Here is a 14,664-nt window from a genome sequence, read left to right as displayed (position 1 = left end):
TTTCGGCTCTCAGAGGTATTCTCAGATGCCCTCTTCGCACCGATAGGTTCCCCAGGGAAGAGCAACCTCAAACCTGGCCCCCTCTCCCTCGGCTCCCGTCTCGCGGACCGTCATCCCGGTGATCTCCAGGATCTCGCTGACCAGGAAGAGCCCGAGGCCAGAGTGCTGCCCGTAGCCGCGCTTGAAGATATACGATTTTTTGGCCTCAGGGACACCTACACCGTCGTCCTCGACGATGAGAACTCCTCGACCCTCTTCAGTTTTGAACGAGACGGTGACTCTGGTGATCCCCTCACCGTGCCTGACGGCGTTCTCAAAGAGGTTGTAGAAGACCTTGCTGAGCATGGAGTCGGCATAGACCTCCAGTTCCCCGGTCTTCACTTCCAGGCGGACTCCCCGGGGGAGAGCGGCCAGGGCCGCTCCTTCCGCGACCTTCCTGACCCGTTGCCACTCAGGGGCCTTCACCCCCATCTCCTCATAGTCGCGGGTGAACGAGATCTGGTACTGGATCAGTTCGGCGATGCGCCCGATCCGCTGCGCCGCCTCGCACAGGCCGGGATATTTTCCGGTCTGCCCCTCGATCTCGGACGCAAACCAGAGCAGACCCTGCACCTGGTTGAGGATGTCGTGACGCGTGACACTCGAGAGGATTGTCAGTTTCTTGTTCGCCTCCTTCAACGCCTCCTGACTCCGCTTGAAGCCGGTGATGTCCTGATGGATCCCGGCCATCCTGAGCGCCCGCCCCCCGGCGTCCCTGGCCGCCACCTCGCCGACCGAGAGCACCCAGACCCAGTGTCCATCCTTTGCCTGCATCCGATACTCCGCATGGTACTGGGGGAGATCCCCGGCAAGATAGGAGGCAAGGGCCGAGAGAACCTTCGGCCGGTCATCAGGGTGGATCATCGCTTTCCATGCAGCAAAACTCGCTTCCACCTCAGATAGCGAGTACCCGAGCATCCCGGCCCATCGTTCGTTCAGGACAAAATGCCCGGACTCCATATCCCAGTCCCAGATCCCGAGGTCCGCACCGGTCACGACGAGTTGGAGACGCTCTTCCCGCTCTTTGAGCGCCAGTTCCACCTCGTTCTGCTCGGTGACATCGATCACCGAAGCGATGCTCTGCTTTGTCCCCGGGATCACCGAGACCGTCAGGAGGAGACAGAGACGGCGGCCGCCCCGGGCGATCGCGGTGCATTCATAACTCCCGGGAACCGATGCCTGGGTGTCTCGCCTCCCGGCATGGTACTCCAGCATCTGCTCCAGGTCTTCCTCCGCGACCAGATCGGTCCACCGCATCCGGCCCTCCACCTCTTCCCGCCGGTAACCGAAGAGTTGTTCCAGCTCCGAGTTGACCAGGAGAAGGGTGGCGTCCTCATCGATCAGGACCATCCCTGTTCCGGTGTTCTCGAAGATCGTCCGGTAGACCTCCACCGATCGCCTGAGCTCTTCCTCCAGACTCTTGCGCTCGGTGATATCACGCGCGATCGAGAGGACAGCCTGCCTGCCTTCGTACTCGATGAGATGCCCATTCACCTCGGTCGGGATCACCCGGCCGTCCCGGGTAATATGATCGGTCTCGTAGATGACCTGCCCGCGCTCAAAGAGCATCCTGATCCGCTCGGACACCTCGTCCCGCAGGACCGGACTGCTGATCTCAGCCCGGGTCATGGCGAGCAGTTCGTCCCTCCGGTACCCCAGCCGCTCACATGCAACCCGGTTCACCTCGAGAAACCGTCCTTCCCGGTCGAAGATGAAGATCGCGTCGCTTGCCGCCTCAAAGAGCATCCGATATTTTGCTTCCGAATGACGGAGCGCCTCCTCAGCCCTTTTCTGTTCGGTGATATCGCGGCTGACCCCGACAAAGTACCTGACCTCTCCGTCCTCGTCGAGGACCGGCACCTTCGTCGTATCAAAACAAAAGATACTCCCATCTTCACCCTCCACCGACTCCAGCGAGTGGATGGGGGTCCGTTCCTCAAGGATACGGAAGTCGGTCAGGTCACACTGAACAGCAAATGCAGGAGGGAAAACGTCGTCATTCTTCTTTCCGACAATCTCCTCCTTTTGCATCCCTGCAAGCTCAGCAAGGGTATTGTTCACGATGAGACACCGCCTCTCCCGGTCCTTGAAGTACACCGACTCCGGGAGAGCGTCGATGAGGAGGTTGAGACGCTGGTTCGCCTCCCTGATCTTCTTCTCACTCTCCACCCGCTCGCTGATATCACGCATGACCAAAAGGACGATCTCTGACCCATTCTGCTCATAAAGATGGGCACTGATCTCGACGGGCACCTCTCTCCCGTCCTGTCTGACAAGAGGGATCTCGGCGGTGATCTGTCCCTCGTCCCTGAGAGCACAGACCAGTGAGGCGACTCTTTCCCATTCCAAGAGTGGGATAAAGTCCCTGAAAAGACGACCTAGCAGATCCTCCCACGAATACTCAAACAAGGAGCAGGCACCCCTGTTGAGATCGAGGATCCGACCTGGGAGACCGTCTCCCCCGACCTCATGGAGCACAACGGCGTCATTGACCCGGTCGAGGAAGGCATGGAAACGGCTCTGACCAGTGGTGCGGACGACCAGAAGTCGGTGCGGCAGACCCCAGAGTTTCAGATCCTTCGCCGAAACAACGCATTCCAGAGGGGCACCATCGCTGCGCAGGAGGCGCACCCCGATCTCCCGGGACGCACCCGACCCATCCATACCGCAGACGAGACGGTCATAATCGCCAGGATCGGTCCAGACCCCGGACCCGGCCGGAGTCTTCCCGAGAAGTGCCGCCGGGTGACAACCGAGGAGCGTGCAGAAGGCCGCGTTGATCATGACGCACCGGTCGTCCTCTCCACTGGTGACCGCCATGGCTGCCGGACTGGCATAAAAAACTTCTCTGAAGACGCCGTCATCGAACTGATCACCCTTGACCGGGGAGAACAATCCCCCGACAACCTCCTCTCCCCCGCCGCAGCAGCAAAGGAGTCTGCCGGCGATCGGAATCTTCTTTCCTCCCGTGTCTATGAAAGATACCCTGATCTCACCGGGCTCTTCACCCGCTGCCGCCTGGATCAGGAGCCTGGAGAAGCGGCCGCGGTCAGGGGTGGCGACAAGGGAGTCGACGGTTCGAGGGGCTGTCCTATCTGTGTACCCGAGCGTCTCCCTTGCAGCATGGTTGAAATGAAGGATCTGGCCGTCTGGAGAGAAACAAAAGAAGAGGTCGTTCCCATATTCATGCAGCCTGACCCAGGCGGTGTTGGGCCCGGACAGGAGGGGGAACGTGCTCTCATGGCCAGGGGGATCAGAGAGGTTCACGTCCAAGAAAAGTCGCTTTCGTACCTATATAATATGTCGTCAGAATCAGAGCTAGATTTATTCGTTTTATCAAAATCAAAGAGATAATATTTGAGAAATTCCCATTCACTCAGAAAAAGATTGAAGCAACCCCATCCGAGAAATCCAGACCTCAGGGATCCCCTCCCGACGCGAGGCGTCTGGTATGGGCAAGCATCAGATCGGTCCTGGTGATGAAGCCGACCAGCCGTCCGGGGGTTTCCTCTGCGACCACCGGGAGGTGGTGAATATCCCGCTCCATCATGAGCTGCAATGCCTCCTCCAGGCTCCGGTGCTCGGCGACGGTCACCACCGGTGCGGTCATCACCTCGCGCACCGGAGAGGAGAGGTCGCCGGCGGCAAGGAGGGCGCGGACGTCTCTGGTCGTGATGATCCCGACGATCTCGTCTCCTTCAAGGACCGGATAGCCGGTATGTTCGGTCGACCTGACGAGGTCGAGGACCGTCCCGCACCCGTCCTCCGGGGCGAGGGCGATGACCGAGGAGCGCGGGACCATCACCTCCTTCACCCTGATCCCTTCCAGGATATCCACCTCATACTCGCCGCGGTGGGCGCGGGACTGGGCCCTGGTGCGGACCTGCTCGACGAAGATCGTCGATTCCCCGGTGAGGACATAGGCGACCGCCACCGCACCCATCGCCGGGACGAAGAGCGAGAAGTTCCCGGTCATCTCCACCACCATGATCATCACGGCGATGGGGGCGTTGGAGATGGCGCCGAAGAACGCGATCATCCCGACCACCACGAACCCGGGCAGCAACCCTGCGGGCACATATGCAGGGGCCAGCAGATGGAGCGCCGTCCCGACCGCACCGCCGGTTGCGGCGCCGATGACCAGTCCCGGCGCAAAGACCCCTCCGCTCCCCCCCGAGCCGATGGTCAGCGAGGTGGTGAGGATCTTGACGAGCGGGATGAAGAGGAGGACCGAGAGGGGGAGCATTGAGTACAGGGCAAGTTGAATGAAGCCATACCCGGTGCCCAGTCCGGCAAGCCCGACGATCGCCGTCTCGGGGGAGAGATAGATGAGGGCGACGACGAGCAGGCCGGTGAGGAAGGCGCCGGCAACGGGTTTGATATGCTTTGGAAGGTGGTGACGCTCGAAAAAGGTTGCAAAGACCTGTTTTGTCCCATAAAATGTCCTGATGTACAGCAGGCCCATCCCGGCACAGACCACGCCGAGGAGCAGAAAGAGCGGGATCTGGGTGACCGTCCACTCGACGGCGACCGGAGAAAAGACCGGTTCAAAACCCTCGACACTCCCGAAGATCGCATACCCGATGACCGAGGCCAGGAAACCGGGGATGATCGCCTCCGCCTCGAAGTCACGGGTGTACAGCACCTCGGCCGCAAGGATCGCCCCGCCGAGCGGTGCCTTGAAGATCGTTCCGATCCCGGCGCCGATGCCGGTGGCAAGGGCGATCCGCCGCTCGCGCTCTGACAGCCCCAGGAAGTCGGCGACCATCGAGCCGAACCCCGCCGACATCTGGGCGGTCGGCCCCTCCCGCCCGGCACTCCCGCCGGTGGAGATGGTGATGACGGCAGTGAGTGCCTTGAGAAGAGGGATGCGGCGCCGGATCCGCCCTTCCCCATGAAAGGCCTTGATCGCGGCATCGGTCCCATGCCCTTCGGCCTCAGGGGCATAGGTATAGACCAGAAGACCGGAGAGAAGACCGCCCAGACAGATCACCGGGAGGATCATCCAGGGGTTGGGGGGCGCGGACCAGAGGGCGATCTCGGCCATGCTCTGCCCCTCCTCGGGGAGATGAAACCCAACAAGGGTTCCCATACAAAAGCGGGTTCCGATTTTAAGGGCCTCGAAGAAGACGAGAGCCCCTATACCTGATATAACTCCGACGATCACGGCGATCAGAAAGATCCGTTGTGAGGGGGTGGCGCCTTCCGACATAATGCAGATAGTATTTGCCGGAGAAAGAAGAAAAAGGATATCCCGATATCCAAGGAAATCACCGGGATCAGACCGTACGACCTGCATGCGCCAGAGGAGGCGATCTGCGCGCCACGGTGAGAGGAAGATGGAAGGGCCGGAAAAATTCTCCACAACAGGCACGATTTTCCAGGATCAGAGGGAAGATCTCGTTTACTCCCACTTAATATCAACCAATAGAATTTAACCAAAGAAAAGGCCCCATGGGGGCTAGAAAACGTGAGATGCACCCGTTCACAGGATTATTTAGAAAGTCTTTAATAATATCTCAAGAGAGTGTAGAATGACCTATACAGAAAGACTTTATAGTGCGGTATAGGTTGGACGTTTAAGAGGTGTAAAGTAATGGTGTTCCATCCTCCAGTAGCGATTGTCGCAAAGGCAGGCGACACGGGGAAATACAAAGTTTCCCTCCCCGCCTGGAACATGCTCGTGAGGGGGTTCATGTCTGGTGCCTACATTGCCATGGGTGCCGGGCTTGCAACCGTCTGTAGCACAGGCGTCGCACCTTTCCTGGGTGCTGGTTTCGCAAAGTTGATCCTGGGGTCCGTCTTCCCCGTCGGGCTTATCATCACCGTTTTGACCGGTGCCGAGCTCTTCACCGGCGACGCGATGCTCGCCCCCATGGCCGCGTTCATCCACAAGATCTCATGGGCCAGTGTGCTTAATCTCTGGGTCTGGGTCTACATTGGCAACCTCATCGGCTCTGTGGTCTACGCCTACCTCATGGCATACGGCCCCCTGACCTCCTGGACGGCCGCCGGTGCCGGCACGGCAACCGCCTTCGGTGTCACCGCGGTGAACATTGCCGCAGGTAAGACTGCTTATGTCGGTGGAGCAGCGATGTGGTCGCTTCTCCTCAAGGCTATCGGCTGTAACTGGCTCGTCAACCTGGCCATCCTCCTCGGGATCTGCGCCGACGACGCCGTAGGCAAGTTCTTCGGGATCTGGTTCCCGATCATGGCTTTCGTCTCCACCGGGTTCGAGCACTGTGTCGCAAACATGTACTTCATCCCGGCAGGCATCCTGACCGCCCCGTACCTCACCGCTGAACAGGCGGCAGTTGTGGGCGCAAAGCTCCAGGGTCTGAGCTGGGTGACGATGTGGACGAACAACATCATCCTCGTCACCATCGGCAACATCATCGGTGGTCTGCTCTTCGTGGGCGTCATCTACTGGGTCGCCTTCAAGAAGGAGATCGCAGCACTCAAGTGAGTGCAGCGCGTAAGAGTACCGTACAATGGATATCGGTAGAGTAAATGTGCGAATCTCGGCCCTTCCATTGGCCGCATTCGCCTTTTTTTCCCTTGTGGTCATCGCAAGTGTTGTGGTTACCGGAGACACTTCGATCCTTCTCTGGGGTATCCCGACGCTGGTCCTCCTCCTCATCATCCCTGGTGCACTCAACTACATGAGCCAGAGCCAGTACATCGACCTCATCCCGGTCTATGAGCGTGAGGCAAAGGAGTATCGGGTCAGGATGATCAACGAGACCCTGCTCAACAAACCGGTCAGGATCAAGGGAGTCGTGGAACGGGCCTCATTCAAGTACCTCAACAGGCCTCAGTTCTCGGTTGCCGACCGGACCGGTGAGATCTCGGTGAAGATGTTCACTTCTCCCCAGGAGGACATCAACAAGGACGACGTCGTCGAGGTGCTCGGCATGGTGATCCGCCGCTTTGTGGTGGCCGGAGAACCGGTGATCAACTGCGTCTCGATCAGAAAGATCGAAGCAGAAAAGAAGAAGTGACCCTGTCCCCTCTGGAATTGGGTCTCACTTCTTCAGGTTCTGGAAAAAATTTCACTCTTTTGTCGGAACGACTTCCTTGATCCCGTGAGATGGGGGTGGGTCCATTGCTTTCCCGGGAGAATTCAGAGGTTAATCCCCTGGATGTGGGAAAGTTGTGTAGAATTCAACATGATTCTGCGGCTCAAGCATACGCGATGAAAATAATCGTGGATCTCTGGAGGGAGCAGGGATCCTTGCTCTGTCTTCTGAGCGGGAGGCCCCCGGGACCACCCCTTTGTTGCCGCCCCCCGGTTATCTTCGTCTTGGGGGGTCCGGGGGGTGCAACCCCCCGGCGCAAGATTGGGATGAAGATTCTGCGATGGGGGGCGGCACGTTCAGATCATCACGCCTCCCCGCACCCTCATGCCGGGGGCACTGCCCCCGGACCCCCTTCCGAAGAAGATAGGACCAGGGCGGCAGCAATCTCTCGAACTACACCGTACTTCAAAAAATTCTTCCGGTCACATATCAAGGCTGGAGAGTTTTGGGATGACCTCATGATAAGACATGGAAGGCACCATCAAAGATTCCGAAGAACTTGTTGCCACCCTCAACAAAGCGCGAGAGCATGGGCAACTGATCCACGCCCTCCCCGGGATTCAGAGACTTCACACTGACAGTAACTTCTTCAGAAAAAACCCCGTTTCAGTCCGTCGTCGATCGGGCGCCTGGCCTCCCGGTTCAACGTCCCGATATATCCGTCGAAGGCGTGGATCTTCGTGCTCACCGGGAAGGGAATCTTCAGGGTGGAGATGACCGCTTCGCCGGTATCCAGGGTCTGGATCTCGGTGTCCATCTGGGAGAGGTCCTGCTTCGCGCTGCTCGCGATGATGTCGCGGTCGCCCCGGTCGCCGAGCCCCATCACCACGAAGGTGTTGAGCTGGGCGAGGACCCGCGGGTCGATGTTTTTGGGCTGCTGGGTGACCACGCAGAGCCCGACCCCGAACTTCCTCCCCTCCATCGCCGCCTCGCGAAAGATCTGGGTCTGCCTGCCTCCGGTGCCGAGGACCCGCTGCGCTTCCTCGATCGCGATGAGCACCTGGGGCGGCCTCTCCTCCTTGTCGACCCCCCATTCGCGGTGGCGCCCCATGATCTGGCGGGTGATCACCGAAAGAACGAAAAGTTCGCTTCTCTCTCCCATCGTCGGGATGTCGATGAGGACGACCTTGTTCTCATCGAGGGCCCTGACGATCTCGGGGATGGACGACCCTTCCTTCCTGAAGAAGGGGGCGTTGCTCCGGGTCAGGATCTCGAAGTGGCGCTTGAGGACGTTGAGCGGTCCCGGATGGGAGGTGCGCAGTTGCTCTGCGATCCATTTGAAACGGCCCTCGTACGTCCCGGCGTCGAAGTTCGCAAAGTCGGTCTCTTCGAAGAACGCGATCAGGTCGGATCCCCGCACGTCGCCGAGGAGTTCGAGGACGTCGTGCTGCGGCCCGGAATGGTCGAAGAGGATGTTCAGGTCGGAGGCCCTGATGTCGTCGTACTCGAGCCACAGATGGTTGAGGTGGTACTTTTCCAGTTTCTTCCGGTCGATGGTGAAGACCGCAAGCCCGTCGCGGCCCGCCGTGTAGTGGAGAAGCCCCTTCGTGGGGTCGCCGGTGGACGAACGTCCGCCGGTGGCGTACTCGCCGTGGGGATCGACGATGAGCATCCCGAACTCCCGCGCCTTCATGCAGGAGGCGGAGAAGACCTTCATGAAGTTGCTCTTGCCCATGCCGGTGGTCGCAAAGACGCCCATGTGCTGGGCCATCACCTTCGCATGGAGGGCGACCGGAACGCCCTCGACGACGCCGAGACCGTTTTTGAGAAGCCCGACCTCGATCTCGCCCATCTCCTTCCTGAGGAAGGCGAAGTCCGCGGCATCGGGGTCGGCGACCACCCGGGAGAACTTGGAAGGGAGAGTGTTCGGCTTCCTGAACTTCCCGCCCTCGTCGAGGTAGCCGAGCGGCGCCGCCTTCACCCCCAGGAAGACGTCCTCGCCCATCACATAGAACCGGCCAGCATAGGCCCGGGTGTCCCACCGGGGATCGGCGAAGTTGCAGGCATGGCAGATCTCGCTCACCTTGGCATAGAAGGTGAGGCCCTTGGTCTCGTCGGCGATCTTGAGCAGGTCGCCGAGATAGATCCTGGCGTCGTGCGGGACGATGAATTGATACGAGAGGACACTCTCGCCGATGAGCCGGTACTTCGCCGAGTCGTCGTTATCGATAGGATGCAAATCTGTCATGGATATCACCAAAATAGGCCTGGAATTCGTTCCCGGTCATCCCCTGCCGGCTCATCGCCCCGATGAGGGTCTGCCTGACCTGCTCCACCTGGTCGAGGCCGATGGTCACGAGGCGGTGGGCGTCGAAGAGGGGGAAGGGGTAGCCGGTGACCCTGCCGTCGTCGGCATAGGCGGCGAGGGCGGCAAAGGTGGCCTCGACCGATCGAGACGACGCACCCTCCGGGACCTCCACCTTGAAGGCCAGGGGCGCCTTCTGGTGGAGGGAGGCGACATAGGTGTCGCCAAAGTGCCATTCCTGGTAACGCTCGGCGTCCATGACCTCCGGGGGCACCTCCAGGTACCACGGCCCCCGCACCCCCAGGTCGCGGGCAAGGGCCGCGGCGGCCGGGACGAGGGGGACGCCGCCGCCCCAGGTGGACGCCGCCATCTTGGTCACCGCGGCGACGAGGACGCCCCGCCGTCTGGCTTCTCTCAGGATCCTGAGGAGGACCGGGCGGAGACTCTCGTGGTCGACCCTGAGTGCACCGTCCAGGAGAAGGACGTCGCCGGCATCGAGGTTCGAGGCCAGACGGAGGGCGGTGGCGTACTCGAGGGTGTCCCTGAAGACCGCCGCGGCGCGGGAGCGGTCCTCGTTCTCGAGGGACTTGAGTGGTGCGTCCTCAAAACATTCGGCATAGAGATCGCCATAGGCCGGGTTCTCGGCCTCCGGGCCGATCCTGAAGGCCCGCAGGGACGTCTCCCCGGCATGGACCCGCCGCCCGCCCGAGAAGGTCGTCTCGACGGCCCGGGCCAGCGCGACCGAGAAACTGCCGCTCTCAAGCACCATGGCGTTGCTCCCGTCCACCGCCGAGAGGTAGCCGTCCCATTCCTCACCGCAGGGGGTGAAGGACGAGACGTCATATCCCCCGGCCCGCGCAAACCTGGAGGAGAGGTCGGCGGGACGAATGTGCCCGAGATACCCGAGCACCCCAGCGAGGTCGCGCTCGTCGAGGGGGATCACCGGGACGCCTCCTCGATATGGCTCTCCGGGCCAGGACCGGGTTCGACCCGGAGGGTCGTCTCGAACTCCTCATGGACCTCGGCGATATGCGAGATCAAAAAGATCTGGGGGAAGTGGGCCTCCTGGGTTCTGAGGGCCCGGACCAGGTTGGTCCGCCGCTCCTCGTCCTGGCTCCCGAAGATCTCGTCGAAGATCAGGACCGCCGGGTCGCCCATCCCGCGCATGGCCGCCAGGTACCTGGAGAGGGCGATGCGCAGGGCGATAGCGATGTCGTCCTGCTCGCCGCCTGAGAAGCGTGCGGCCGGGTAGTCGGCGCCCATGTCGTTGACCATGAGGGTGAAGTCGTCGTCGAAGGTGACGGTGTCGTAGCGGCCGTCGGTGATCTCGCCGAGCACCTCGCCGACGACGCCTTCCAGGTGCCCGCGCACGACCCCGAGGAGATAGGTGGTGTACTCGGAGAGGAGGGTGCGGGTCAGTTTCAGGTTCTCCTGTTCTTCTTCGAAGCCGGTGATCGCGGCCCTGATCGCACGGGCCTGCTGCACTTTTGTCTTCAGCTCTTCCTCGCGCTCCTTCAGATGCCTGACCTCAGCCTGGAGTCTGCTCACCTCTTCCCGCTGTGCCTGGGCCGCTTCGGCGATGGTGCGGGCCCGGGCACGCACGCCGGCGAGACGGTCGGGGTCGAAGCCCAGAGTTTCCTGGGCCGCCAGCACCCCGGCGAGATGCGTTTCGGCCGCACCGGTCTCCGACGCAAGCGTCGAGAGCCGGTTCTTCAGGTCAGGGAGGCGGGCCGCCTCCCTGGCCAGGGAAAGATAACTGCGGTGCCGCTCTTCGGCCGCCCGCCGTTCCTCACCGAGCCGGGCATAGGTCTCAGGATCGAAGTCCAGGACCTTCATCTCCGCAGTGCATCCTGCCAGTGCCCCGTCCAGACGGTCGAGGCCCGTCTTCACCGCGGCGTACTCTTCCTCCACCTTCTGCCGGCCCTCCCCCCTGGCCCTCGCCGCGACGTACTCCTGCCAGAGCGCCTCCAGGCGCCCGGCCTCCTCCTCGAGCCCGGCCTTCCTGGTCGGGTCATAGGGGTGTGCCGCACAGTCGGCCCGCGCCACCTCGACGGCAAGGAGGGCCGTGCTCCCCTCGGCGTCAAGGGCGTCAAGGGCCTCGAATTTCCCGGGCAGGGCCGCGGCTTCTCCTGACAGCCGGTCATACCGGGCCCTGAGTTCTGATAGGGACGCGAGGTCCCTGACGACCTCTTCATGACGCTCGGGATCGTAGGCACCGATGCCGAGGGCGGCGACCGCCTGGTCCTCGGCCTCGCACCGGGCCATAAGGAGGTCGCACCGGCGGGCCCGTTCGGCGAGGGCTTCTTCTCGAGCAGCGATCTCGACCTGAAGCCCCTGGAGAGTGCGGCACCGCCCGGCGATGTCGGCGATCTCCTCCTCAACCGCTACTCGCTCACGTTCGGTCCCGGCGATCTCGACGTCCAGGGCGACGACCTCCTGTTCGGCCGCGGCGGCCTCCTCCTCCAGGCCGGCGACCAGGTCGGGATAGTGCGTCCTGAGGGGCTGGTGGCAGGTGGGACAGCACGACTCCGGGCCGAGCGCCTCGATCTCCTGCAGGTGCGCCCGTGCCGATGCATCCCGGTCGGCTGCGGCCTCGCGGCCGGCCCTGGCGGTGGCGAGGGCCGAGGCGAGCGTCGCACGCCGCTGTTCTGCCTCTTCAAGGGCCATGGCCGGGTCGCCGAGTGCCGCTGCATCGCGGCGGAGGTTCCGGATGAGGTCTTCCAGCGTGGCATGCTCAGCCCTCACCGACCGGGCCTCCTCACGGAGGCGGGAGGCCTCGCGGTGGTGGACCGCCGCCGCATCAAGCACCTCCTTGAGACGGCGACGCTCGTCGTACCTCGCGACCTCGGGTTCGAGGGCGGCGCGCTCGGTGTCCTTCTGCCTGAGCGTCGACACCTCCCGACCAAGCCCGGCCGCCCTCCTCTCGACCCCGGAAAAATGTTGTTCTGCCAGACGAAGAGCCTCACAGAGGCGACGGTGCCGCTCCTCGTCGGCCTTCAGCGTCTCCAGTTCTCCTCGCACCTCTTCACGCCGCGTGACCGAGGGCTCGAGTTCCCGGCACCGGGCGGCGTCGGCGTCGAGTCGCCCGAGGGCGGCCGAGAGCGCGTCGAGCCGTTCAACCTCCCGCACCTTCTCGGCCTGGAGAGCGTTCTGGCGTTCCACAAGGAGGTCGTGGTCGTGCTTGCGCCCTCTCCACTCCTCGTAGGTGGAGACGATCGCCTCATACTCCGTCTCCGCGGCGGCGAGGGCTTCGTAATCGCCGAGGTTCTTCGAGACCGCTTCCACCTCGCGTTCCAGCGCCGCCGATTTCGACCTCAGGCGGTCGATCTCGCTCCTGCCGGCACCCTCCGTCTCTGCAAGCCTGATCGCCTCCCGCTCGGCCGCCTCGAGGGTCTCGACTTCGGCACCCGCCTCTTTGGCCTCAGCACGAAGGGCCGAGAGGGCCTCATGACAGGCCTTCACCTGCTCTCCGGCCCCGGCCACCGCGGCCCGACATGCCTCAAGGCCCTCCTGAACGCTCTCCTCGTCGATGACCGAGAGGGCGCCGCCGGCCTTCACGATCTCGGCCTCGACACTGTCCAGTTCGGCCTTCAGGACCGCCTGCCCCTCCTCCTTGAGGTAGTCGATCCCGAGCATCTTCATGAACCATTCCTTCCGCGCCGCCGGGCGCTCGTCCAGGAGAGCGAGCAGGTCCTTCTGCGCCGCGAAGACCGTGCTCCTGAAGTCTGCAGGCCCCATCCCGAGGACTCGCTGCACCTCGGCGGCGACGGCGCTCACCCCCTCGGCCAACTGCTTCTCGCCGCCGAGCATGAAGAGCGAGGCCTTATGCTGCGTCGACCCGGCCGTCTTCCTGAAGGTACGCTGGACGACGTACTCCTCGCCGCCGGCCGCAAACTCAAGCCGCACCTCGCAACGGTCCTTGGGACCGGCAAAGGACGAGACGACGTACTCGGCGTCCACCCCGCCCTGGACCCCATACAGCGCAAAGAGGACCGCGTCAGTGATGGAACTTTTTCCTGCCCCATTGTTCCCCACGATCCCGGTGATCCCGTCGCGGAACCCGATCTCCTCCTCGCGGTACCGCTTGAAGTTGCGGAGGACCAGTCTATGCAGAAGCATCGTCGCCCTCCGCGTGCTCCCTGATCACCCGCTTCAACACTTCTTCTCCCTTTTTGAGGGCGTAGTCGTGTTTTGGTCCGGGAAGATGTTTCTCTGCAAGAAACCGCCCGAACTCGGCGACATAGTCGACGCCCGCGAGGTCCTCGGAGCCCAGGCGGGGCCGGTCCTCCTCGGCACATTCGGCCCTGACCTTCAGGTCGAGGAGGTGCCCGGCACAGTCGCCGGTGCCGATCCTGCCGACCGCACGGAGGGTCTCCCGGTCCACCCCGGCGATCGTGACCTGGCACATCGCGTGAGGTTCGCCGACCTGTTCCACCTTCCCGGCCACGGCATCGACGATCTCGCGGGCCGAGAGCCCCGCGCCCTCCACGGTGCCGAGGTCGTACATGGGAGTTTTCGGGAGGTCGAGATGCGTCACCTCGCCGCTCTGCGTGTCGACCACCAGACCCCCTTTCCGGTCTCTGAGTTCTCCATAGGTACAGTGCTCGATGGAGCCGCTGTACCATGCATTCGCCCCGACCGAGATCTGCCCGTGGTAGTGGCCGAGGGCGATGTACTCGAAGGCGTCCGAGATCATGGTGCTGTCGATCTCGTGCTCGGCGATGGTGTGGAGTTTCTTCTCGGCGACCATGCTCGCCAGTCCATGGGTGACCATGAGGTTGGGGCCTGACGGGGAGAGGGCGATCTCGTCGAAGGCCCGCCGGTAGTCGCCCGCCTCGAGCATGTTCGGGATGAGGTGAAAGAGGGTGTCGCCCAGTTCCACCGCCTCGTACCGATATTTGTAGGCGGCATGCACCTCGGCGCCATGATACTCCAGGACGGCGAAGGGGGACTGGGTATACCGCGTCTTCGCCATCGAGTGGTTGCCGGCGATGACGAGGAGCGGGATCCCGGCCGCGGCCAGACGCTCAAGCCCCTCCAGGGCGGTGGTGTAGGCCCGGGTCTTGGGCCTGACCTGGTGAAAGAGGTCGCCGGCATGGACGACGGCGTCGGGGCGAACGCGGATGATCGCGTCGACGGCCGCCAGAAAATTCTCGTAGACCAACCGCTCCCGCAGGTTCATCCCGGTATCAGGGTCGATCGTATGGAAGGCCGCAAGGCCCAGGTGTGTATCGGCGATATGAACGCATTTCATGCCCACTGATCCCTCGTTCTGCCGTCATATATAGGAGTGATCTCCGC

At 62.5% G+C, this 14,664-nt stretch carries 8 protein-coding genes; 2 read left to right on the top strand and 6 right to left on the bottom strand.

What is annotated here, in order from left to right:
- Positions 1–21 precede the first annotated feature (21 nt).
- Both E2N92_RS11135 and E2N92_RS11130 read right to left on the bottom strand, forming a co-directional pair.
- The gene (locus E2N92_RS11135; RefSeq protein ID WP_220681229.1) at positions 22–3,306 is read right to left on the bottom strand and encodes a PAS domain S-box protein; all 3,285 of its coding nucleotides are present in this window, start codon (positions 3,304–3,306) and stop codon (positions 22–24) included.
- A gap of 151 nt (positions 3,307–3,457) precedes the next feature.
- Positions 3,458–5,131 (bottom strand): chloride channel protein, encoded by a 1,674-nt coding sequence (locus E2N92_RS11130; protein WP_246589202.1) that lies wholly within the window; start codon positions 5,129–5,131, stop codon positions 3,458–3,460.
- 504 nt (positions 5,132–5,635) lie between these two features.
- On the opposite strand from E2N92_RS11130, the gene E2N92_RS11125 reads away from it, so the two are divergent.
- Both E2N92_RS11125 and E2N92_RS11120 read left to right on the top strand, forming a co-directional pair.
- Entirely contained in the window at positions 5,636–6,505 is an 870-nt protein-coding gene (locus E2N92_RS11125; RefSeq protein ID WP_220681227.1) for a formate/nitrite transporter family protein, read from the top strand.
- Positions 6,506–6,617: 112 nt separating this feature from the next.
- Complete coding sequence (locus E2N92_RS11120) at positions 6,618–7,040, top strand: nucleotide-binding protein (protein WP_343222844.1); 423 nt, start codon at positions 6,618–6,620, stop codon at positions 7,038–7,040.
- 667 nt (positions 7,041–7,707) lie between these two features.
- On the opposite strand, the gene E2N92_RS11115 is transcribed toward E2N92_RS11120, so the two are convergent.
- From E2N92_RS11115 to E2N92_RS11100, 4 genes are read right to left on the bottom strand one after another with little or no spacing between them, the layout of a single operon-like run.
- Complete coding sequence (locus E2N92_RS11115; RefSeq protein ID WP_220681225.1) at positions 7,708–9,306, bottom strand: ATP-binding protein; 1,599 nt, start codon at positions 9,304–9,306, stop codon at positions 7,708–7,710.
- Positions 9,281–10,306, bottom strand: a complete 1,026-nt coding sequence (locus E2N92_RS11110; protein ID WP_220681224.1) for a DNA double-strand break repair nuclease NurA — start codon at positions 10,304–10,306, stop codon at positions 9,281–9,283. Before E2N92_RS11110 ends, E2N92_RS11115 begins: the two co-directional genes overlap by 26 nt.
- The gene (locus E2N92_RS11105) at positions 10,303–13,482 is read right to left on the bottom strand and encodes an AAA family ATPase (protein WP_220681223.1); all 3,180 of its coding nucleotides are present in this window, start codon (positions 13,480–13,482) and stop codon (positions 10,303–10,305) included. Before E2N92_RS11105 ends, E2N92_RS11110 begins: the two co-directional genes overlap by 4 nt.
- On the bottom strand, positions 13,469–14,617 hold the full coding sequence (locus tag E2N92_RS11100) for a metallophosphoesterase family protein (protein ID WP_220681222.1): 1,149 nt from the start codon (positions 14,615–14,617) through the stop codon (positions 13,469–13,471). The genes E2N92_RS11105 and E2N92_RS11100 overlap by 14 nt, the downstream gene beginning before the upstream one ends.
- Between the last annotated feature and the right edge of the window lie 47 nt (positions 14,618–14,664).

The sequence above is a fragment of the Methanofollis formosanus genome (assembly GCF_019633745.1).
GTDB lineage: Archaea > Halobacteriota > Methanomicrobia > Methanomicrobiales > Methanofollaceae > Methanofollis > Methanofollis formosanus.
This window is presented reverse-complemented; position numbering and strand designations above follow the sequence as displayed.